This is a genomic window from Actinomadura chokoriensis (assembly GCF_041463665.1).
In the GTDB taxonomy this organism is placed as follows: domain Bacteria; phylum Actinomycetota; class Actinomycetes; order Streptosporangiales; family Streptosporangiaceae; genus Spirillospora; species Spirillospora chokoriensis_A.
This window is the reverse complement of sequence record NZ_JAXCEJ010000008.1, coordinates 136,269-158,286: the sequence shown is the minus strand read 5'-3', so window position 1 is coordinate 158,286 and position 22,018 is coordinate 136,269. Positions and strand designations below refer to the sequence as shown.

Below are 22,018 nucleotides of genomic sequence, written 5' to 3'. Positions count from 1 at the left end.
GCCCGGCGGCACGGGCCGGGGGCCCCGTCGGCACGGGGGCGGACGTACCGTCCTTGGTCCCCTCGCCCGCGGGACCTTAGGCCCTGGGGCGCCAGCCCCGGCGACCGGGAACCTTGGGGCACAGCGGCAGCACGAGGAGGTGCGCCATGCCTCATCCGTTCGCGACGCGCGTCGGGGTCCGGCGTCTGGTGACCGCGGCCATCGCCGCGCCGTCGGTCCACAACACCCAGCCCTGGCTCTTCCGGCTCGACGAGGACGCGTCCGTCATGGAACTGCGCGCGGACCCGGACCGCGGCCTGCCGGTCATCGACCCGAGCGGCCGGGCCCTGCACCTCAGCTGCGGCGCCGCCCTGTTCAACCTGCGGCTGGCGATCCGGGTGACCGGGCACCTGCCGGTCGTCGACCCCTTCCCGGACGCCGCGGCCGAGCCGGTGCTGCTGGCGTCCGTCCGGGCCGTGGACGCGACGATGCCGACGGCGGGCCAGACTGAGCTGTACGCGACGATCCCGCACCGGCGCACCAACCGCAGGCCGTTCGGCAAGAGGCGGGTGCCGCAGGTCGTGCGGGACGAGCTGGTGGCCGCGGCCCGCGAGGAAGGGGTGGCGCTGGGCCTTCCCGGCCCGCAGACCACCGCGTACCTGCTCAGCCTGATCGCCGCGGCGGACGCCAAGCTCGTCGCCGACCCCGCCTACCTCGCCGAACTGGCCCGCTGGACGCCGGACCGCACCCGCGGCGACGGCATCCCCTGGTACGCGTTCGGCCCGCGGCCGAGCGGGCACGGCCTGCCGCTGCGCGACTTCGGCCCGGCCGGGCCGGCCGCCGGCCGCGAGGTCGACGACTTCGCCGCCCGCCCGCAGCTCGGCGTCCTGCTCACCCGGGGCGACGGGCCGCGCGACTGGCTGCGCGCCGGGCAGGCCCTGCAGCGGGTCCTGCTCACCGCGACGCGGCGCGGCGTGGCGACGTCGATGCTGTCCCAGATCCTGGACGCGCGCTGTACCGGGGCGGACGAGCCCAAGGCGCACGGCCACATCCAGGCGATCATCCGGTTCGGCTACGGGCCGCTCGTGCCCGGGACGCCCCGGCGCCCGTTCCCCGAAGTCCTCGAACGCGTCTGACCCCGCGAAGAAAGGCGAACGATGCCCACACTCGTCCAAGAGTTCACCGACGTGTTCCGCCCGGAGCACCGCTTCGACGACATCCTGACGACCCGGCGCCGGGCGCGCGCCGCCGGGCTGAACCCGCTGACGTGGGCGGCCACCGCCCGAGGGCGGAATGTCTGAGCCGGGGCTGCCGCGGATCATCCAGGGCGGCATGGGCGCGGGCGTCTCCGGCTGGCGGCTGGCGAGCGCCGTCGCCCGGACGGGACAGCTCGGCGTCGTGTCCGGGGTCGCGCTGGACGCCCTGCTGGCCCGCGGCCTCCAGGCCGGGGACGAGGGCGGCCACCTGCGCCGCGCGCTCGCCCACCTGCCGCTGCCGGGGGTCGGCGAGCGCATCCTGGAGCGCTACTTCGTCCCCGGCGGGATCGAGCCGGGGCAGCGCTTCCGGCCGGTGCCGAAGCTCGGCCTGCGGCCGAACCGGACCCGTGACGAGCTGACCGTCGCCGGGAACTTCGCCGAGGTCTGGCTCGCCAGGCAGGGCCACGGCGGCCTGGTCGGGATCAACTACCTGGAGAAGATCCAGCTCGCCACCCCGGCCGCCGCCTACGGGGCGATGCTGGCCGGCGTGGACTACGTCCTGATGGGCGCGGGGATCCCCAGCGAGATCCCCGCGCTGCTGGACGCGCTGGCCGCCGGGTGGCCCGGCCGGGTGACGGTGACGGTCGCGGGCGCCGAGGAGGGCCGCGCGTTCTCCTTCGACCCGGCGTCGCTGGCCGGGCCCGGGACGCCGGCGGAGACGGTCCGGCCCCGGTTCCTGGCGATCGTGTCGTCGTCCGTCCTCGCGATGTACCTGAACCAGTCGCCGGTCACCCGCCCGGACGGGTTCGTGCTGGAGTCGGCGGTCGCGGGCGGGCACAGCGCGGCGCCGCGCGGTCGGCTCCGCCTGGACGACGACGGTGAGCCGATCTACGGCCGGCGCGACCGGATCGACCCGGCGAAGGTCGCCGCGCTCGGCCCGCCGTTCTGGGTGGCGGGCGGGCACGCCCGGCCCGGCACGCTCGCCGAGGCGCGCTCGGCCGGCGCCGCGGGCGTCCAGGCCGGCAGCGTCTTCGCGCTGTGCCGCGAGTCCGGCCTCGAACCCGGGCTGCGGAAGGAACTCCTCGAACGGGCGCTGGGCGGCACGCTCCGGGTGCGCAACGATCCCCGCGCCTCGCCGACCGGGTTCCCGTTCAAGGTCGCCGCGCTGCCCGGCACGCTCGCCGAGCCGGACGTCTACGCGCGGCGTCCCCGGCTGTGCGACCTCAGCTACCTGCGGACCCCCTACCTCAAGGAGAACGGGACGGTCGGCTACCGCTGCCCCGCCGAACCCGTCGACGCCTACGTCCGCAAGGGCGGGACGGCCGGGGAGACGGCCGGGCGCCGCTGCCTGTGCAACGCGCTCGTCGCGAACATCGGCCACGGCCAGCACCGTCCGGACGGCTACGTCGAACCGCCGCTGCTCACCCTCGGCCAGGACCTCGGCTTCCTGCCCGGCCTCGTCCGCGCGACCGGCGGCGACTACTCCGCCGCCGACGCCGTCGACTACCTGCTGCGAACATGAGGCCCGCCGGAACCACGGGACAGATCCGCGTCCCCCGCCATGACACCGCCGACCGGCCGTTCATCGTGATCTGGGAGGCCACCCGGGCGTGCCCGCTGGCCTGCCGGCACTGCCGCGCCGAGGCCAGACCGGACCGGGATCCCGGCGAGCTGAGCACGGCCGAGGCGTTCGACCTCATCGAGCAGGTGGCCGCCTTCGGCAGCCCGCCGCCGCTGTTCGTCATCACCGGCGGCGACCCGTTCCAGCGGCCGGACCTGTTCGCCCTCGTCCGGCACGGGCACCGGATCGGCCTGCCGGTCGCGGTCTCCCCGTCGGGCACGCCGACGCTGACCGAGGCCGGCCTCACCGGGCTGCGGGACGCGGGCGCGCGCGCCGTCTCGCTGAGCCTGGACGGTTCGGACGCGCGCGTCCATGACGACTTCCGTGCCACGCCGGGCGTGTTCGACTGGACGCTGGACGCCTGGCGGGCCGCCCGCGACCTCGGTCTGAAGGTGCAGATCAACACCACCGTGACCGGGCACAACCTGACGGACCTGCCGGAGATCGTGCGGGTCGTGCACGAGATGGGGGCGCTCACCTGGAGCGCGTTCCTGCTCGTCCCGACCGGGCGGGGCAAGCTGCTGCCCGGACTCGATCCGCACCAGGTCGAGGACGTCCTCAACTTCGTGTACGACGCGGGGGCCCACGTTCCCGCGCGGACGACCGAGGCGCACCACTTCCGCCGGATCGCCGTCCAGCGGGAGATCCTGCGCGGGCACGGCGCCGACCATGTGGCCGCGCTCGGCCTCGGCCCGCTCTACGAGGGCCTGCGGGACCGGCTCGCCGCGCTGGACCTGCCGGTGCGGCGGGCCAGGCGCCCGCCCATGGACGTGAGCTCGGCGCGCGGGTTCGTGTTCGTCTCGCACCGGGGCACCGTCCATCCCAGCGGCTTCCTGCCGACCCCGGCCGGCGACGTCCGCCGCGAGCGGCTGACCGACATCTACCGGACCTCGCCCCTGTTCGTCGGCCTGCGCGACCCCGCCAACCTCACCGGCAAATGCGGGGCCTGCGAGTTCCGGACGATCTGCGGCGGCTCGCGGTCCCGGGCCCTGGCCGCGTCCGGCGACCCCTACGCCGAGGAACCCTGGTGCTCCTACCGGCCCGGCTCGTTCCCGTACCAGGACGAGCTGGCCGCCCACGTGCCGGCCGGTGGCCGGGCCGTCCCGCCCGCGTGAGGAACCCTGGAGCGCACCGAACTTATCCGCCGTGAGCTGGGTAGATGAGGATCGAGAAGCTTTCGATCCAACGGTGGGACAGGGACATGTTCGAGATCGAGGACATCCGGGAGTGGCGCGGCCGGCCGGTGATCGACGAGGCCGGAAGCAAGATCGGTGAGCTGGAGGCCATCTACGTCGACACCCTCACCGACCAGCCGGCCTTCGCGACCGTCAAGATGGGCCTGCCGACGCGGCAGCGGCTGGTGTTCGCACCGCTCGACGGGGCGACGGTGGGGCCGGGTCACCTGCGGCTGGCGCACCCGAAGAAGCAGGTCAAGAGCGCCCCCGCGATCGACACCGACGGGGAGCTTCTCGCCGGCGACGAGGGCGCCGTCTTCGCCCACTACGACCTGGCCTACCGGGCCGCGCCCGACGAGCGCCTGCTCGCGCGCCGCTGACCATCGATCCGACCGGGAGGGATCGCGCCGTGGCACTGTTCCTGCTCATCCTGCTTGCGGCGGTGGGGCTCGGCATCGCCGGCGTCGTCGTGAAGGGCCTGTTCTACCTGCTGATCATCGCCATCGTGCTGCTGGCCCTCGACCTCGTGCTGAGCGGCATCCGGCTGGGCCGCCGCGGCCGCTCCCGCCCCGCCCGCTAGGCCCCTGGGCTCCCGCCAGGCGAACACACGCTGACCTCGCGGATTCGGTCGCGCCGCCGTTAGAGGCGGGCGGCGCCGGGTAGCCCGTAGCGCGACGCCCGGCCGTGCCGGGGAACCATTCGACATCGGGGGGCATGCATGACCACGCCTGAGGAGAACGTGCCGCGGACCGACGACACCGATCACGTCCGGAAGGAGCCGGGCGGCGACCCGGAGCCGGAGCCGGACCGGCGGCGCCCGGACGAACGGAGCGACCTCGGCGCCGAACTCGAAGCCAAGATGGCGGAGAAGGGGCTCTCCCGGGAGGACTTCAGCGGCTCCTGAACGCGAATTCCAGCCTGCCCCCGCCGGTCGCGGCCGTCAGGACTCCCCCAGCCGGCGGACGGCGAGCTCGGTGAGGAGCGCCGCGGCGTCGGGCAGGACGGCGTCGTCGTAGGCGGCCTGCGGGGAATGGTTCATCGGCGCGGTCGCGAGGTCGCGGTCGGGCGGGCAGGCGCCGAGGCCGACGAACGCGCCGGGCACCCGCTGGAGGACGAAGGAGAAGTCCTCGGAGCCGGCGACCGGGCGGGGCACCTCGAAGACGCGGTCGCCGCCGAACAGGTCGCGGGCGGTGCCGAGCGCGAACTCCGCCTCGTCCGGGGTGTTGACGGTGACGGGGTACTGCTCGTCGTAGTCGAGGTCGACGGTGACGCCGTGGGCGGCCGCGATGCCGAGCACGACGCGTTCGAACCCGGCGCGGACCTTGCGGTGGGCGTCCTCGGAGAACGACCGGATCGTGGCCTTCAGCTCCGCCGTCTCGGGGATGACGTTGGCGGCCGTCCCGGCGTGCACGGACCCGACGGTGACGACGGCGGGGTCGAAGACGTCCAGGTCCCGGGTGACCATCGTCTGCAGCGCCGTGATCATCTCACCGAGCGCGGGGACCGGGTCCTTGGCGGCGTGCGGGGACGAGCCGTGCCCGCCCCGGCCGCGGATCGTCACGGTCGCCTCGTCCATCGCGGCCATCATGGGCCCGGGGCGGCTGACGACCATGCCCTGCGGGAGGAGCGTGGAGAAGACGTGCAGGGCGTAGGCGGCGGCGACCCGCTCGCCCGCCGCGTCCAGCACGCCCTCCTCGATCATGATCTTGGCGCCGCCCATGCCCTCCTCGCCGGGCTGGAACATGAGGACGACGTCGCCCGCCAGCTCGCCCCGGCGCGCGGCGAGCAGCCTGGCGGCGCCGACCAGCCCGGCGACGTGCAGGTCGTGGCCGCACGCGTGCATCCGCCCGGCGATCCGCGAGCTGTAGTCGAGCCCGGTGTCCTCCTGGACGGGCAGCGCGTCCATGTCGGCGCGCAGCAGCACTGCGGGCCCGGGTCGCCCGCCGCGCAGGACGGCGGTCACCGACGACAGGCCCGTGCCGGTGGTGATCTCCAGCGGGAGGCCGTCCAGGGCGGCGAGGATCTTCTCCTGCGTGCGCGGCAGGTCCAGGCCGACCTCCGGCTCGCGGTGCAGGGCACGGCGCAGCTCGGTCAGCTCGTCTCGCAGGTCGGCGGCATCGTCACGGGTGGCCATGGAGGTATCGTGCGGATCGCACCTTTCAGCGCCGGGAACCTGCCGGTATTCACTGAGAAAGCATGATCGATTGCAGTCATCCGCCGCCCTCGACGAGCTGGACCACCTGCTCGTCACCGCCCTGCAGACCGCGCCGCGCGCCGAGTGGAGCCGCATCGGCGCCGCCCTCGGGGTGGACGCGTCCACGGCGGCCCGCCGCTGGGCGCGGCTGACCTCGTCCGGCCTGGCCTGGCTGACGTGCTTCCCCGTGGCGGTCGACAGGATGACGCCGCTGGTCGCGTTCGTCGAGGTCGACTGCGCGCCGGGCCGGCTGCACGCGGTGGCCGCCGAGATCGCCGAGGACCCGCACGTGTTCAACGTGGAGCACGTCACCGGCGGGCGCGACCTGCTCATGACGGTCGTCCTGCGCGACAACGCCGAGCTGGCCCGGTACGTCGGCTTCCGGCTCGGCCGGCTGGACGGCGTCACGGCGACCCGCGTCCAGCTCGCCACGACCCTGCACTCGGAGGGGAGCCGGTGGCGGCTGGACCGGCTCGACCAGACCCAGCGGGACCTGCTCGGCGACCGTCCGCACGGCCGCCGCGACCGGGCGCTGCGGCCCGAGGACGCGGGGCTGGCGCGGCTGCTGGTGGAGGACTGCCGGCAGCCGGTCGCGCGGCTGGCCGAGCGCAGCGGACTCAGCCCGACGACCGTCCGGCGGCGGCTCGCCCGGATGGACCGCGGCGGCGCGCTGATGTACCGGTGCGAGGTGGCCCGCTCGGTGTCGGGCTGGCCGGCCACCGTCTACCTGTGGGCGGCGACGCCGCCGGACGAGGTGGCCCGGGTCGCCGGGCAGTTCGCCGGGCTGCGGGAGACGCGCATGTGCGCCTCGCTCTCGGGCCCGCACAACGTCCTGTTCGCGGTGTGGCTGCGCTCGGTCGACCACCTCCAGGCGTTCGAGACGGCGCTGCGGCGGCGCTTCCCGCGGCTCACCGTCACCGACCGGGCGGTCGCCCTGTGGCAGCTGAAGCTGGCCGGTCAGCTCCTCGACCCGCGTGGCCGGCATCTGCGGACCGTTCCGTTCTGGACGTGGGACGATCCCGGCTCCGCGAGCGAGATGGACGCGCTCGTCGCCCGCCTGCGCGGCGGGCCGCCGGGCGCCGGGTCACCGTGCACCGTCGCGCCGTGACGCCCGGAGCCTCTATCGTGGGGTACCGCCTGCGACCGCACCGCCCAGGCACGACCGGGACGAGCCGCGGGATGCCGCCTGGGGGTGAGGCGGCAGAGTGGACTCCGTGCGAAAGGCCGAGGTGTGAGTCAGCGACGACCGCGGCCGCCGGGCGACGAACCGGCGGGCGATGGGGCGGGCGGCGTCCCGGACGACGTCGCGGCCGCGATGGAGCGGGTGCTGAGCACGACGGCGCTGCTGTGGAGCCGCGCGGAGCAGGGACTCGAACCCGCGGTGTCGCCGATCCAGCTGCGCGCCGTGGAGGCGATCTCGCGTTCCGGGCGGCTGAACCTGGGCGGGCTGGCCGAGGAGCTCGGCGCGATCCCCTCGTCCACGAGCCGGCTGTGCGACCGGCTGGAGGCCGCCGGGCTGATCGTGCGCGAGCCCGCCCGCGCGGACCGGCGGGAGATCATCGTCCGGCTCAGCGAGCAGGGCGAGCGGCTGCACGCGCAGCTGGTCCGGCGGCGGCGCGAGGTGGTGCGGGACGTGCTCGCGCTGATGTCGCCCGCGTCCCGGGCCCGGCTGCTCGACGCCCTGACGGAGTTCGGCCAGGCGTGCGAGCGCAGGGCGCCCGGCGGGGCGGGGGCGGTCGACTCCCGGACGGCCTGAGGCCGAAGATCTTCGGCGTTCTGCCCGGTGCACCGGACCTCGTCCGCGGCTCGACCCAAGTATTTGCCATAAGGCAAACTCTTTGGCAGTCTTCCCCTGCGGTCCTCCGTCCCCGCCCATCAGAAGGGCGGGAGGGACCGGGCCACGGGGCCGCCGTCCCGCCGCCGGACGGCCGGACGAGGTGCCGGCCGGAACCGGGGGGCGCGGCCGCGCGTCCGGTGTCGGCAGGCAGCAACGAGATGGGGTCGCGATGAGCACGCAGGGCCGCCCGGCCAGGGGCGAACGACGCCGCCCGGCCAGGGGCGAACAGCGCCGCCCGGCCCTGACCGAACGGGCGTTGCGGGCCGCCCCCGCGCACGCGGTGCCCGAGGCGCTGGCCGTTGCGCTCGCCCAGGAGTACCCGCAGGTCTCCGGTGTCCGCCTGCTGGTGTGCGACTACCACTCGCGCCTCCTGCTGCCGGTCGAGCCGTTCGCCGCCGCGACCGTCTCCGGCCCCGGTAATGGAGACGGCGATGGCGAGGCACATGGCGAGGCACATGGAGATGGCGAGGCGGATGATGACGTCCTCGCCATCCGGCAGAGCACCGCCGGCCGGGCGTATCTCTCCCGGAGCGTGCTGCTCGACACGTCCGAGGACGACGGGCCGCGCGAGACGACGACTTACATACCGGTGACCGCGCGGGGCGAGCGGCTCGGCGTCCTCGAAGTGACCTCGTCCGAGCCCTGGGGCATCCCGGACGCGCTGACGGAGATCGGCGAGCTGTTCGGCACCGCCCTGAAGGTCGCGTGGAACTGGACCGACCGGTACGAGCGGGCCAGGCGCCGGCGGCGCCTCACGCTCGCCGCCGAGTTGCAGTGGCAGCTGCTCCCCGGGCACGCGTGCTCGGACGAGGGCTTCAGCCTGGCGGGGCACCTGGAGCCCGCGTACTCGATCGGCGGCGACAACTTCGACTGGTCCGCCGAGCACGATCATCTGGCGCTGACCGTCACCAACGGCGCGGGCACCGGCATCAGCGCGTCCCTGCTGACCTCGCTGACCGTCGGCGCGCTGCGCAACGCGCGCCGCTCCGGCGCCGATCTCGGCGAGCAGGCGAGCCTGGCGAACGACATGGTGCACCTCCGCTACGGGGGCCGGGAGTTCACCGAGACGCTCGTGATGCGCATCGACCTCGCGGACGGGGCCGTGCACGTCATCGACGCGGGCTCGCCGCGGATCCTGCTGCTGCGCGGCACCGAGGTGACGCGCGTGCCGCTGGAGCAGCAGCTCCCGCTCGGCATGTTCCCCGACACCGAGTACCGCCCGCAGCGGTTCGATCTCGAACCCGGCGACCGGCTGGTCATCGTCAGCGACGGCGTCTTCGCCGCGAGCACCGCGCGCGGCGAGTTCGGGACGCTCGCACTGGAGCAGGCGACCCGCCGCACCCTGCTGCAGGACGCGGCGGAGGTTCCGCTGGCCGTCATCAACGAGCTGATCGAGTTCCACGACGGCGCCGGTCTCACCGACGACGCGGTCGTGGTGTGCCTCGACTGGCACGGCTCCCCGACCGGCCGGTAACCTCCCGCTTACCGGCCCTTGCCGGTCCCCGCGAGCTGAGGAGCCCCCATGCCGGAACTGACTGCCGCCGAGACCGTGCGGGCCGCGGACGAGACCGTCCACGACATCGGGGCGAAGTGGATGCTCGACCCGGCGGTCTCTCGCCACGGCAAGGAACTGGGGTACGCCAACCCGTTCGCCTTCTACTTCGCGGGGCGCGGCGGCGTGCTGGGGGACGTGGACGCCGAGGTCGTGTCGGCGGCGTTCGGCTGGTTCGAGCCGGGGTTCACCAGGGCCATGTGGGAGAACGGGATCGCGGTCGCCGGGGCCAGGGAGGCGGCGCGGCGGTACACGACGGCGTTCACGGCGTGGGGCGAGCAGCACCTCCCGGACGACCGGCGCCTCAGCGAGCTGGCCGGGCGGGTCGTCGAGACGGCCGCGGGGTCGGGGCTGCCGCTGTTCGCCGGCTGGCGCGCCGAGCCCCTGCCGGAGAGCGGCCCCGCCCGCCTCGTGCAGGTGCTGCACGTGTTGCGGGAGCTGCGCGGCGGGCTGCACCTCGTCGCGACGACCGCGGTCGGCCTCACACCGCTGGAGGCCGCCCTCACCCACGGCGGGGAGGGCCGGGCCAAGTTCCTCGCCTGGCAGGGCGACTTCGCCGACTGCACGGCGCTGAAGCCGCTCCGGCTGGAGGCCGAGGAGATCACCGACCGCCTCGCCGCCAAGGTCTACGAGCGCGCGCTGTCGCCGTCCGAGCGCGCCGAGTTCGCGGACCTGGTGGAGAAGGCGGGGTCGGCCGTCCTGTCCTGACCGGTTCGCCGCGCGCGGGCAGGAGGCGCGCGGAGATCGCGCGAACGGGCGACGCGGGCCTGTTTTGCGGGGCGGACGCCGGGTAGGTGGACGGCGCGCCGAGGTGAGAGGTGGTGTGACGTGGGCGTTCGCACATGGATCGAGTCATGGCCCGTCTACCGCCAGTTCACCGGCGGCGATCCGCTAGGCCGGGGCGCCGCGGCGAAGAGCGCGGTGTCCGAGCGGATCAAGGCCCGGGTGAGCACCGCCGACCAGGTCGTGAAGTCCGTCTGCCCGTACTGCGCGGTCGGCTGCGGGCAGGACGTGTACGTCAAGGACGGCGAGGTCACCCAGATCGAGGGCGACCCGGACTCGCCGGTCAGCCGGGGGCGGCTCTGCCCGAAGGGCTCGGCCTCGCTCCAGCTGACCACCGGGTCGGCCCGCGAGCACGGGGTGCTGTACCGGCGGCCGGGCGGCGCCGACTGGGAGCGGCTCGACCTCGACACGGCGATGGACATGATCGCCGACCGGGTGATCGAGGCGCGCCGGCACGGCTGGCAGTGGGACGAGGAGGGCCTGCGGGTACGGCGCACGCTCGGCTTCGCGAGCCTCGGCGGCGCCACCCTCGACAACGAGGAGAACTACCTGATCAAGAAGCTGTTCACCGCGCTCGGCGCGGTGCAGATCGAGAATCAGGCGCGCATTTGACACTCCTCCACCGTTCCCGGTCTGGGAACCTCGTTCGGACGCGGCGGCGCGACCACCTTCCAGCAGGACCTGCAGAACTCGGACTGCATCGTCATCCAGGGCTCGAACATGGCCGAGTGCCATCCGGTCGGGTTCCAGTGGGTGATGGAGGCGAAGGCGCGCGGCGCGAAGCTGATCCACGTGGACCCGCGGTTCACCCGGACCAGCGCGCTCGCGGACGCGCACGTCCCGCTGCGCGCGGGCAGTGACATCGCGTTCCTCGGCGGGATCGTCAACTACGTCCTGGAGAACGACAGGTACTTCCGCGACTACGTGGTGGCCTACACCAACGCGCCGGTGATCCTCACCGAGGACTTCCGCGACACCGAGGACCTCGACGGCGTGTTCTCCGGCCTGGACACCGAGGAGCGCAGCTACGACCCCGCGACGTGGCAGTACGAGGGCATGGAGGTCCAGTCGGCCGCAGGCCAGCGCGACATGGAGTACGGAGACCGCGTCGCGGAGGCGGGGCGCGGTGAGGCGCACGGTTCGGGCGGCGCCGCGATCGGCGTGGGCGACCCGAACCGGGACCCGACCCTGGAGCACCCGCGGTGCGTGTTCCAGGTGCTGAAGCGGCACTACTCGCGCTACACGCCGGAGATGGTCGAGCGGATCTGCGGCGTCCCGCGGGACCAGTTCCTCAAGGTCTGCGAGATGCTCACCGAGAACTCGGGCCGGGACCGGACGTCCGCGTTCGTCTACGCGGTGGGCTGGACGCAGCACACGGTCGGCGTCCAGTACATCCGGACGGCGTCGATCCTGCAGAGCCTGCTCGGCAACATCGGACGGCCCGGCGGCGGCATCCTGGCGCTGCGCGGCCACGCGTCCATCCAGGGGTCGACGGACATCCCGACGCTGTTCAACCTGCTCCCCGGCTACATCCCGATGCCGCACGCGCACACCAACGAGGACCTCGACGCGTTCGTCCAGGGCGAGTCCGCGAAGAAGGGCTTCTGGGGCAACATGCGCGCGTACGTCGTGAGCCTGATGAAGTCGTACTGGGGCGACGCCGCGACGGAGGACAACGACTACTGCTTCGACTACCTGCCGCGGCTGACGGGATCGCACAGCACGTACGAGACGGCGATGGCGCAGATCGACGGCGTCTGCAAGGGCTACTTCCTGCTGGGCGAGAACCCGGCGGTCGGGTCCGCCAACGCCAAGATCCAGCGGCTCGGGATGGCGAACCTCGACTGGCTCGTCGTCCGCGACTTCTCGCTGATCGAGTCGGCGACGTGGTGGAAGGACGGTCCGGAGATCGAGTCGGGCGAGCTGCGCACCGAGGACATCGGCACCGAGGTGTTCTTCCTGCCCGCCGCCGCGCACACCGAGAAGGACGGCAGCTTCACCAACACGCAGCGGATGCTGCAGTGGCACCACCAGGCGGTGGAGCCGGCCGGGGACGCGCGCAGCGACCTGTGGTTCATCTACCATCTGGGCCGGATCATCCGGGAGAAGCTCGCCGGGTCGGCCGACGACATGGACCGTCCGGTCCTCGACCTGACGTGGGACTACCCGACGCGGGGCCGGTTCGACGAGCCGGACGCCGAGGCCGTCCTGGCCGAGATCAACGGCTTCGACGCGGACGGGAACCCGCTGTCGTCCTACACGCAGCTGAAGGACGACGGGTCCACCCGGTGCGGCTGCTGGATCTACTGCGGCTGCTATGTGGACGGCGTCAACCAGACCGCCCGCCGCAAGCCCGGCAAGGACCAGAACTGGGTCGCGCCCGAGTGGGGCTGGGCGTGGCCGGCGAACCGGCGCATCATCTACAACCGGGCGTCCGCCGACCCGGACGGCAACCCGTGGAGCGACCGCAAGGCCTACGTCTGGTGGGACGCCGACGAGGGCAGGTGGACGGGCCACGACGTGCCCGACTTCATCGCCGACCGGCCGCCCGACTACCGGCCGCCCCGCGGCGCGAAGGGCCCGGACGCGCTCGCCGGCACCGATCCGTTCATCATGCAGGCGGACGGGAAGGCGTGGCTGTTCGCCCCGGCCGGGCTGACGGACGGCCCCCTTCCGGCGCACTACGAGCCGCAGGAGTCGCCGTTCACGAACCCGCTGTACGGGCAGCAGCGCAATCCCGTCCGGCATCTGCCGCCGCCGCATCCCGACAACCGGTACGGGCCGAGCGGCGACGCGCCGGGCGCGGACGTGTACCCGTTCGTCGCGACGACGTACCGGCTCACCGAGCACCACACGGCGGGCGGCATGTCGCGCTGGCAGCCGTACCTGGCCGAGCTGCAGCCGGAGTTCTTCTGCGAGGTGTCGCCGGAGCTCGCGGCCGAGCGGGGCCTGGAGCACGGCGGCTGGGCGACGATCGTCAGCCCGCGGGCCGTCGTCGAGGCCCGCGTGCTGGTCACCGAGCGGATGCAGCCGCTGGTCGTGGACGGCCGGACGATGCACCAGATCGGCCTGCCCTACCACTGGGGCCCGAACGGCTACAGCACCGGGGACGCCGCGAACGAGCTGCTGCACCTCTCCCTGGACCCGAACACCCACATCCAGGAGGCGAAGGCGATCACGTGCGACATCCGTCCCGGCCGCCGCCCGCGCGGCGCCGCGGCCGGCGCGCTGGTCCGCCGCTACCGGGAGCGGGCCGGCGTCACCGAGGAGACGGGCACCGAGATCTAGCGGACGACCAGCGGGTGCTCCCCGGCGGGGACCAGCTCGCCGATGACGGGGGCGCCGGGGATCTCGCCCGCGACGAGAAGCCCGCCGGACGTCTGCGCGTCGGCGAGGAGGAGGCGGTCCTCCTCGGGCGTTTCGCCGAAGGCGGTGTGCGGGGCGACCCAGTCGAGGTTGCGGCGGGTGCCGCCGCTGACGTATCCGGCGCGGAGCGACTCTCTGGCGCCGTCCAGGTAGGGGACGGCGGCGGCGTCCACGACGGCGGTGACGCCGGACGCGCGGGCCATCTTGTAGAGGTGGCCGAGCAGCCCGAAGCCGGTCACGTCCGTGGCGCAGACCGCGCCCGCGTCGAGCGCGGCGGCGGACGCGTCGCGGTTCAGCTCGACCATCGTCGCGACGGCGTGCTCGAAGATCTCGCCGGTCGCCTTGTGCCGGTTGTTCAGGACCCCTAGGCCGAGCGGCTTGGTCAGGGTGAGCGGCACGCCGGGCTTGCCGGTGTCGTTGCGGAGGAGGGCGGCGGGATCGGCGACCCCGGTGACGGCCATGCCGTACTTGGGCTCCGGGTCGTCCACGCTGTGGCCGCCGCCGACATGGCAGCCCGCCTCGGCGGCGACGTCCAGGCCGCCGCGCAGCACTTCGCGCGCCAGCTCGAACGGCAGGACCTCGCGGGGCCAGGCGAGCAGGTTCACCGCGACGAGGGGGCGGCCGCCGACCGCGTACACGTCCGACAGGGCGTTCGCGGCGGCGATGCGTCCCCAGTCGTAGGGGTCGTCGACGACCGGGGTGAAGAAGTCGGCGGTGGCGACCGCGGCGAGCCCGCCGCGGGAGCCGGGCAGCCGGACGACGGCGGCGTCGTCGCCGGTCTCCAGGCCGACGATCAGCTCGGTGTTGGGCGCGGCCGGGGCGGTGTTCAGGCCGGCGACGACGTCCTCCAGCTCGCCGGGCGGGATCTTGCAGGCGCAGCCTCCCCCGTGCGCGTACTGGGTCAGCCTCTTCGCCGTCTCGGTCATGTCGTCTCCTCGGTGCAGCGCCGCCGGAGGTCGTCCAGCCTGGTCGTGTAGCCCCGCTCGTCCAGGTGCTCCAGGAGCGGGACGGCGACGCGGCGGGTGGTGCCGAGCGCGCGGCGCGCCTCGCTCAGCGTGAACGGGCCGCCGAGCCCCGCGAGCACGGCGGCGGCGCGGGCGTCGTCGCCGGGCAGCAGGACGATGCCGTCGCCGACCTTGATGAGCGCGCCGGTCGCGGCGGCGACGGCGACCATCTTCGGGGTGAGGCCGAGTTCGGCGAGCCGGTTCGCGTCCGGTGCCCGGAACGGATGCTCGGCGAGGTCGCGGCGGACCGCGTCGACGGCCTTGCGGACGGCCGGCGGCAGTTCGGGCGCGGTCGTGCCGCCGTAGATCCTGCCGTCGCGTTGGCACAGGTCTCGGGCGAGGGCCTCGACGAGCGCGCGGTCGGGCAGGCCGAGGGCGCGGCGGGCTGCGTCGGCGGGCAGCCCGGGGTCCGACGGGTTCGCGGCGGCGTGCTCCTCGACGGCCGTGACGAGGCGTGCGCGGAGGTCTTCCCAATGGCCGGGGTCGGCGAGCCAGTCCCCCGCCACCGGCTCGGACGGGGCGGGAACGCCCATCGCCACGAGGTCGGTCCGCCTGATCAGCTTGCGGCGGCGCAGCTCCCCCGCGCCGTCGGGGCGTCCGCTGAGCCAGGCGAGTTCGCGCGCCCGCGCCGCCGCGGCACCGCGCCGCCGGAACGGCTCCGGGCGGACGTCCAGCACCGTGACCCCGGCCGGGACGCGATGGGCCCCGGGGTCGCGGAGCAACGCGACGTCGCCGACCCGCAGCGGCAGGGCTCGCCGCAGCGCCAGCCGCGCGGTGTCGTCGCCCAGCGGACGCACATGGACCGGCACCGCCGCCGACCCGGCGTGCAGCGTCAGCTCGCGCGGCAGGCCGACCGCCGGTTCGCCGCGCAGCCGCACGTCGACGACGTCGGAGGCGAGCCAGCGTCCCGGGGTGAGCAGGGCGTCGCCCCGGCTCGCCTCCCCCGCGTTCCCGTGCAGGTTGACGGCGACGCGGGCGACCGCGCCGACCCGGTCGCGGTCTTCCTTGAGACTCTGCAGGCCGCGCACGCGCACGATGCCGCCGCCGACGGCGAGGCGGTCGCCGACGCTGATCGTCCCGGCGCCGAGCGTCCCCGTCACGACCGTGCCCCTGCCCCGGATCGTGAAGACGCGGTCGATCCAGAGCCGCACGTCGGCGTCCGCGTCCGGGCTGGGGAGGGACGCGGTGAGCCGTTCCAGTGCGGCGCGCAGGTCGTCCAGACCCTCGCCGGTGGCTCCGCTGACCGTGACCGCCTCGATCCGGCCGAGCGACGTCGCGGCGATGTGGGCGAGCGCCTCCTCCCGCACCTGCCCGGCCATGCCCGCGTCGGCGAGGTCGCGGCGCGTCACGACGAGGAGGCCGTGCTGGACGCCGAGCGCGTCCAGGACGGCGAGGTGCTCCTCCGACTGCCGCTGCCAGCCCTGGTCGGCGGCCACCACGAACATGACGGCGGGGACGGGACCGACCCCGGCCAGCATCGTCGTGACGAGCCGCTCATGCCCGGGGACGTCCACGAACGCGAGGCGATCACCGCCGGGCAGGGTCGTCCAGGCGAAGCCCAGCTCGATCGTCAGGCCGCGCCGGCGCTCCTCGTCCAGCCGGTCGGGCTCCATTCCGGTGAGGGCGCGGACGAGGGTGGACTTGCCGTGGTCGACGTGACCGGCCGTCGCGACGACGTGCATCATCGCGCCGCCGCCCGGACCGCCCCGGCCAGGTCGCCGTCCTGGCCGGGAGGCACCGACCGCAGATCGAGCAGGCACCGCCCGTCCTCCACCCGTCCCATCACGGCGGGAACGCCCTGCCGCAGCCGGGCCGCGTAAGGCTCGGGCAGCGACACGGCCGCGCTCGGCAGCACGACGCCGGGCGCACCGCCGCCCCCGACCGCCGCCTCGCTCTCCACGGCGAACGCGTCCACGCCGTCGCCTCTCAGCCGGCCGGCGAGCCGCTCGGCCCGCTCCCGCAGCTTCCCGGCGTCGGCGTGCAGAGCCTGTTCCGTCGGGGAACGCGGACCCCGGACGGTCGCCTCCAGCGCGGCGAGCGTCATCTTGTCGACCCGCAGCGCCCGTGCCAGCGGATGCCGGGCGAGCCGCCGCACCAGGTCCTCCCGTCCGAGGACGAGCCCGCACTGCGGCCCGCCGAGGAGCTTGTCGCCGCTGGCGGTGACGAGATGCGCGCCCGCCTTGAGCATGGACGCGGCGTCCGGCTCGTCCGGCAGGAGGGGTTCGGGCGCGAGGAGCCCGGAGCCGATGTCGGCGACGACCGGCACCCCCAGCCCGGCCAGCTCGCCGACGTCCGCGCCCCGGGTGAAGCCGGTGATCCGGAAGTTCGACGGATGCACCTTCAGGATGAAGCCGGTCTCCTCGCCGACCGCCGCGGCGTAGTCGTCGGGCGCGGTCCGGTTGGTGGTGCCGACCTCCCGCAGCCGCGCGCCCGTCGCCGAGAGCAGCTCCGGGATGCGGAAACCGTCCCCGATCTCCACCATCTCGCCGCGGCTGATGACGATCTCCCGGCCGGGCGCGAGCACGGTCGCGGCGAGCACGAGCGCCGCCGCGCCGTTGTTGACGACGTGCGCCGCCTCCGCCTGCGGGACCCGCTCCAGCAGCGCGGCGAGCGCGGACCGCCCCCGCCCCGCCCGCCGCCCGGTCTCCAGGTCCAGCTCCACGTCCGTCGCGCCCGACGCCACGGCGACGGCCTCCCGCGCGGCGTCCGACAGCGGCGCGCGCCCGAGGTTCGTGTGCAGGAGGACGCCGGTCGCGTTGAGCACGGGCCGCAGCCCCGACGCGGTCACCGGCAGCGACGCGACGGCGGCGTCGGCCACCGCGTCCGGCGGGATCTCGCCCGCCCTGGCCCGGTGCTGCGCCGCGACGACGGCCGCCTTCACCACCCCGCGCCCGAGCCGTCCCGCCGCCTCGGCGAGCCGCCGGTCGGCGAGGAGCACGTCGGTGCGGCCGATCCGCCGCCGCCCGTCCACCTCGGCGCCGGGCACGGCTTCACGATCCATGGGGCGACCTCCGACGACCAGCGTTACCCGTCAGGGTCGCACGCAAACGCCGGAATCGAGCGTGCGACGCGCACCCGCCTGGTCACCGCCGCGGCGCACGGAAACGGAAGTGCGATCTGTCAATTCTCGTCTGCTTTATTTCCCGCACATGACAACGAGGCCGGGCGCCTTGTCATTGATGTGAGTGTCTTGTGTGATGTGGGTTACTTAGCCTGGCTGCCCCGGGTGTCCGCTGCTGGAGGTGACACTTTGACGGAACTGTACGAGAGGTCCACGGAGATCGACGACCTTGCCGGGGAACCCTGGCGGGACGTTCCCTCGCACGAGGCGCAATGGATCCGGCCGCACCTCCCGGCCCTCGTCGACTCCATGGTGGGCGGCGTGCTCCGGCACGTTCCCGAGTACGCCCGGCCCGACGACCCCGTCTACATCGAGGTAATGCGCGTCGCGGTGACGCGCGGCATGGGACATTTCGTGCAGATGATCGCCGACCCGGACGCGTCCTGGCGGGACGTCCACCAGGTGTTCTTCGAGATCGGGTACGGCGAGGCGGTGGAGGGGCGCTCGCTGGAGCATCTGCAGAACGCGCTGCGTGTCGCGTCCCGGACGGCGTGGCGGTACCTGTCGGAGGAGGCCGAGCGGCTGAAGAAGCCCCGCGAGCTGGCCATCTCGCTGACCGAGGTGAACTTCGCCTACCTGGACCTGCTGGCGTCCGCCGCCGCGCAGGGCTACGCGCGGGCGCGGGAGAAGGCGGCGGGCGAGCGGGAGCAGCGGCGCAGCCGGCTGCTGGGCCTGCTGCTGTCGGACCCGGCGGCGCCGAAGGACGTCGTCGTCGAGCAGGCGAATCTGGCCGGCTGGGCGCTGCCCGAGCGGGTCGCGGTGATCGTGTTGAGCCCCCGTCCCGGCAGCGGCGGCGAGGGCCCGGCGGGACTGCCGCCGTCCCTGCTGGGCGGCCTCGACCGGGGGCGGCCCTGCCTGCTGGTACCGGACCCGGACCGTCCCGGCGGCATCGACCGGCTCACCGCCTCGCTCGGCGGCTGGACGGGCGCGGTCGGGCCGTCGGTGCCGGTGGACCAGGCCGCGGTGTCGCTGCACTGGGCGCACCGGACGCTCGAGCTCATGGCCGGATGGCTCGCCCCGTCCGGAACCGGCCTCGTCCACGCCGACCGGCACATGCCGGCCCTGCTGCTCCAGGAGGGGTGGACGCTCGCCGAGGCGGCGGCACGGCGGCGGCTGGCCCCGCTCACCGAACTCGGCGCGCACCGCGGCTCCCGGCTGGCGATGACGATGCTGGAGTGCCTCAAGCACGGCTTCAACGCGACCGACGCGGCCGAGGCGCTGTGCGTGCACCCGCAGACCGTCCGGTACCGGCTCGCGCAGCTCCACGAGATCTTCGACTACGACATCGAGGACCCGGCGATCCGGCTGGAGCTGATGCTGCTGCTCCCCGTCTGGCTGCGGGACAACGTGGACGGGGAGCAGCCCTGAGCGTCACTCGTCCCTGGCGGTGACCTCCGTGACCGGCAGCCTCCCGTCGAGGTGGGCGAGGCGGCAGGCGGAGCGGGCGATCTTCCCGCTGCTGGTGCGGAGCAGGCCGCCCGGCTCGATCAGCACGAAGTCGTGGACGCGCAGGTCGTGCTGCTGCTTCACGGCCGTCCGCACCGCCCGCGCCACCTCGTCCAGGTCGAGCAGCGCGGTCGGCACCCGGCGGTTCCGCTCGGCGATCACGACGAGGCCCTCGGTGTCGCCGGTGTCGACCGACACGGCGCACGTGTACTCGCGGCGGATCGCCTTGTGCGCGCCGGACACGGTGAACTCGATGTCCTGCGGGTAGTGGTTGCGGCCGTCGACGATGACCAGGTCCTTGATCCGGCCGGTGACGAACAGCTCGCCGCCGTGCAGGACGCCGAGGTCCCCGGTGCGCAGCCACGGTCCGCGCGGCAGGTCGCCGGTCGTGCCGGAGAGCCGCGCCTGGAACGTCTCCCTGGTCGCCTCGGGACGTCCCCAGTAGCCGGCGGCGACGTTCGGGCCGTGCACCCAGATCTCGCCGACCTTCCCGTCCGCGAGCCGGACGCCGCTCTCGGGATCGACGACGACGGTGTGCTGGCCGTAGGACGTCCCGCAGGCGATCAGCTGGATCGCGCCGGGCGCGCCGGCGTCGCACGGCTCGGCGACGCCGCGGCGCAGCCCCTCGTGGTCGAACGCGACGCGGGTCGGCGTCCGGAACCGCGACGACGCGGACACGTAGACGGTCGCCTCGGCCAGACCGTAGGCGCACACCTGCGCCTCGGGCCGCAGCCCGCAGTCCTTGAACGCCTCGTAGAAGCCGGTGAGCGTGCTCTCCCTGATGGGCTCCGCGCCGTTCATGAAGACCTGCACGCCGCTCAGGTCGAGCTTCTTCTTCTCCTCCTCGGTGACCTGCGCGGTGAGGTACTCGTAGGCGAAGTTCGGCCCGCCGGTGAACGCGTGCGCCTGCTCGCTGAGCAGTTCCAGCCAGCGGACGGGACGCATGATGAACGCCACCGGGTCCATGATCACGCCCGGGTTGCCGTACACGAGCGGCAGCGCGACCGTGGTGACGAGGCCCATGTCGTGGAACACCGGCAGCCAGTTCACGCCGGACGACTCGCGCGGGATGCCCTCGAACGTCCGCCACAGCTGCTCGGCGTTCGTCGCGAAGTTGCCGTGCGTGATGATGACGCCGGCCGGGGTCCGGGTCGAGCCGGACGTGTACTGGAGGTAGGCGACGTCGTCGGGGTCGATCGGCTCGGGCGCCCAGTCGAGCGCCGGGTCCACCTCGTCCGCGACGATGATCTCCGCCGGCCCGCGCACGGACTCGCCGCTCAGGAACGCCTCGACGTGCGGCAGCGACGCGCTCGTGGTGATCACGACGTCGGGCTCGGCGTCCTGGTAGACGGCGAGCAGCCGGTCGCCGTGGCCTGGCAGGTCCGGGGAGAACAGCGGGACGCCGATGACGCGGGCGTACATCGCGCCGAGGAACCCGGTGACGTAGTGCAGGTCCTGCGGGGCGAGGAGCGCGACGCGCCGTCCGGGCTCGGTCGCGCGGCGGATCGCGGCGGCGACGGAGCGGGCGCGCCGGTCCAGCTCTCCCCAGGTGACGTGCGTGGCGACGCCGTTCGGATCCGACATGTAGTCCATGAACGTGTACGCGCGGTCGCCGGGGAAGTCCTTGGCGAACCGGGCGAGCCGTTCGATCAGCGGGGTCCGGTCGAGCGCGGGCAGGTCCTTGGCGGGCGAGCTCTGGGCGGGCGGGTCTTGGGCGGGCGGGTCTTGGGCGGGCAGGGCTTGGGCGGGCAGGTCGCTCATGCTGCTTCTCCGGTCTGGGGGACGCTGGTGCCAGTGGCGCGGCGGGCGGCGAGGCGCTCGTGGTCGGGCCAGCGGACGTCCCAGACCCAGCCGAGCTTCTCGAAGATCCAGATGACCCGGGCGCTGATGTCGATCTGCCCCTTGAGGACGCCGTGCCGCGCGCAGGTCGGGTCGGCGTGGTGCAGGTTGTGCCAGGACTCCCCGAACGACGGGATGGCCAGCCACCACACGTTGCGCGCCTTGTCGCGGGTCTTGAAGTCCTCCTTGCCGAACACGTGGCAGATCGAGTTGATCGAGAACGTGATGTGCTCGCCCGCGAACACCCGCATCAGGCCCGCCCAGAACAGCGCGGTGAGGGCGCCGTGCCAGGAGAGGGTGAGCAGCCCGCCGAGCCCCATCGGAACGAGGAACGTCGACAGGACGATCACGGCGTACACGGGGTCGAGGGACAGGAACCGGATGTCGGGATCCCTGAGCAGGTCGGGCGCGTACTTGCTGCGCGACGTGCGGTCCTTGCTGAACAGCCAGCCGATGTGCGCGTGGTACAACCCCTTGGTGAGGCCCCACACGCCCGGCCCGTACGCCCACGGCGAGTGGGGGTCGCCCTCCTGGTCGGAGTACTTGTGGTGGCGGCGGTGGTCGGCGACCCACCGGACCACCGACCCCTGCATCGCCTGCCCGCCGAGGATCGCGAGCGCGATCCGCAGCCACCGCTTGGCCTTGAAGCCGCCGTGCGTGAAGTGGCGGTGGTATCCGACCGTGATCCCGATCGCGTTGAACGGATAGAGGAAGGCGAAGACGGCCACGTCCGTCCAGCCGAGCCCCCAGCCCCACAGGAAGGGGACGGCCGCCAGCACCCCGATGATCGGTGCGACCACGAACACCACGACCGCGATGCGCTCGGGCCACGGAACGGTGCCGGAGATGTCCGGTTGCGGGTTTCGGCTGCCAACGTCGGCGAGGCCCGCTGTCATGTTCGGACT

Annotated in this window: 19 protein-coding genes; 13 read left to right on the top strand and 6 right to left on the bottom strand. The window is 73.9% G+C overall.

Features of this window, described 5'->3' with window-relative positions; all coding sequences use genetic code 11:
- Positions 1-146 precede the first annotated feature (146 nt).
- The 7 genes from SM418_RS15750 (at position 147) to SM418_RS15720 (ending at position 4,875) form a co-directional block, all read left to right on the top strand.
- Positions 147-1,115, top strand: a complete 969-nt coding sequence (locus SM418_RS15750; RefSeq protein WP_371941331.1) for an Acg family FMN-binding oxidoreductase — start codon at positions 147-149, stop codon at positions 1,113-1,115.
- A gap of 21 nt (positions 1,116-1,136) precedes the next feature.
- Entirely contained in the window at positions 1,137-1,280 is a 144-nt protein-coding gene (locus SM418_RS15745) for a hypothetical protein (protein ID WP_371941332.1), read from the top strand.
- A complete protein-coding gene (locus SM418_RS15740; protein WP_371941334.1) occupies positions 1,273-2,697 on the top strand; it encodes a beta/alpha barrel domain-containing protein in 1,425 nt (474 codons plus the stop codon). The genes SM418_RS15745 and SM418_RS15740 overlap by 8 nt, the downstream gene beginning before the upstream one ends.
- On the top strand, positions 2,694-3,911 hold the full coding sequence (locus tag SM418_RS15735) for a TIGR04053 family radical SAM/SPASM domain-containing protein (RefSeq protein WP_371941335.1): 1,218 nt from the start codon (positions 2,694-2,696) through the stop codon (positions 3,909-3,911). Before SM418_RS15740 ends, SM418_RS15735 begins: the two co-directional genes overlap by 4 nt.
- 86 nt (positions 3,912-3,997) lie before the next feature.
- Positions 3,998-4,351 carry a PRC-barrel domain-containing protein gene (locus tag SM418_RS15730; protein ID WP_371941337.1) on the top strand — a complete coding sequence of 118 codons (354 nt, stop codon included), beginning with the start codon at positions 3,998-4,000 and terminating at the stop codon, positions 4,349-4,351.
- Positions 4,352-4,380: 29 nt separating this feature from the next.
- Positions 4,381-4,551, top strand: coding sequence for a hypothetical protein (locus tag SM418_RS15725; RefSeq protein ID WP_371941339.1), 171 nt, complete (start codon positions 4,381-4,383; stop codon positions 4,549-4,551).
- A gap of 138 nt (positions 4,552-4,689) precedes the next feature.
- A complete protein-coding gene (locus SM418_RS15720) occupies positions 4,690-4,875 on the top strand; it encodes a hypothetical protein (protein ID WP_371941340.1) in 186 nt (61 codons plus the stop codon).
- Positions 4,876-4,911: 36 nt separating this feature from the next.
- Here the strand turns inward: SM418_RS15720 and SM418_RS15715 are convergent, their stop codons facing one another.
- Positions 4,912-6,105 (bottom strand): M20 metallopeptidase family protein, encoded by a 1,194-nt coding sequence (locus SM418_RS15715; RefSeq protein ID WP_371941342.1) that lies wholly within the window; start codon positions 6,103-6,105, stop codon positions 4,912-4,914.
- A 70-nt stretch (positions 6,106-6,175) separates the two neighbouring features.
- Between SM418_RS15715 and SM418_RS15710 the strand changes: the two genes are divergently transcribed.
- From SM418_RS15710 to fdh, 5 genes are all read left to right on the top strand, one after another.
- Positions 6,176-7,273 (top strand): Lrp/AsnC family transcriptional regulator, encoded by a 1,098-nt coding sequence (locus SM418_RS15710; RefSeq protein WP_371941343.1) that lies wholly within the window; start codon positions 6,176-6,178, stop codon positions 7,271-7,273.
- Positions 7,274-7,396: 123 nt separating this feature from the next.
- Positions 7,397-7,921 (top strand): MarR family winged helix-turn-helix transcriptional regulator, encoded by a 525-nt coding sequence (locus SM418_RS15705; RefSeq protein WP_371941345.1) that lies wholly within the window; start codon positions 7,397-7,399, stop codon positions 7,919-7,921.
- A 250-nt stretch (positions 7,922-8,171) separates the two neighbouring features.
- Entirely contained in the window at positions 8,172-9,476 is a 1,305-nt protein-coding gene (locus tag SM418_RS15700; RefSeq protein WP_371941346.1) for a PP2C family protein-serine/threonine phosphatase, read from the top strand.
- A gap of 48 nt (positions 9,477-9,524) precedes the next feature.
- Positions 9,525-10,262: an SCO6745 family protein gene (locus tag SM418_RS15695; RefSeq protein WP_371941348.1), complete on the top strand. Its 738-nt coding sequence runs from the start codon at positions 9,525-9,527 to the stop codon at positions 10,260-10,262.
- A gap of 120 nt (positions 10,263-10,382) precedes the next feature.
- Positions 10,383-13,625, top strand: coding sequence for a formate dehydrogenase (gene fdh, locus SM418_RS15690; RefSeq protein ID WP_371941349.1), 3,243 nt, complete (start codon positions 10,383-10,385; stop codon positions 13,623-13,625).
- Here fdh and selD read toward each other — a convergent pair.
- Genes selD through selA form a run of 3 tightly spaced genes read right to left on the bottom strand, consistent with a single transcriptional unit; the run spans position 13,622 to position 17,708 of the window.
- A complete protein-coding gene (selD, locus tag SM418_RS15685) occupies positions 13,622-14,629 on the bottom strand; it encodes a selenide, water dikinase SelD (protein ID WP_371941351.1) in 1,008 nt (335 codons plus the stop codon). The two genes, fdh and selD, sit on opposite strands and share 4 nt — an antisense overlap.
- Positions 14,626-16,392: a selenocysteine-specific translation elongation factor gene (gene selB / locus SM418_RS15680; RefSeq protein ID WP_371941352.1), complete on the bottom strand. Its 1,767-nt coding sequence runs from the start codon at positions 16,390-16,392 to the stop codon at positions 14,626-14,628. The genes selD and selB overlap by 4 nt, the downstream gene beginning before the upstream one ends.
- Positions 16,389-17,708, bottom strand: coding sequence for an L-seryl-tRNA(Sec) selenium transferase (gene selA / locus SM418_RS15675; protein ID WP_371941354.1), 1,320 nt, complete (start codon positions 17,706-17,708; stop codon positions 16,389-16,391). Before selA ends, selB begins: the two co-directional genes overlap by 4 nt.
- A 249-nt stretch (positions 17,709-17,957) precedes the next feature.
- On the opposite strand from selA, the gene SM418_RS15670 reads away from it, so the two are divergent.
- The gene (locus SM418_RS15670; protein WP_371941355.1) at positions 17,958-19,196 is read left to right on the top strand and encodes a PucR family transcriptional regulator; all 1,239 of its coding nucleotides are present in this window, start codon (positions 17,958-17,960) and stop codon (positions 19,194-19,196) included.
- 3 nt (positions 19,197-19,199) lie between these two features.
- Here SM418_RS15670 and SM418_RS15665 read toward each other — a convergent pair whose 3' ends face one another.
- Positions 19,200-21,035 carry a fatty acyl-AMP ligase gene (locus SM418_RS15665; protein WP_371941356.1) on the bottom strand — a complete coding sequence of 612 codons (1,836 nt, stop codon included), beginning with the start codon at positions 21,033-21,035 and terminating at the stop codon, positions 19,200-19,202.
- Positions 21,032-22,009: an acyl-CoA desaturase gene (locus SM418_RS15660; RefSeq protein WP_371941357.1), complete on the bottom strand. Its 978-nt coding sequence runs from the start codon at positions 22,007-22,009 to the stop codon at positions 21,032-21,034. Before SM418_RS15660 ends, SM418_RS15665 begins: the two co-directional genes overlap by 4 nt.
- Between the last annotated feature and the right edge of the window lie 9 nt (positions 22,010-22,018).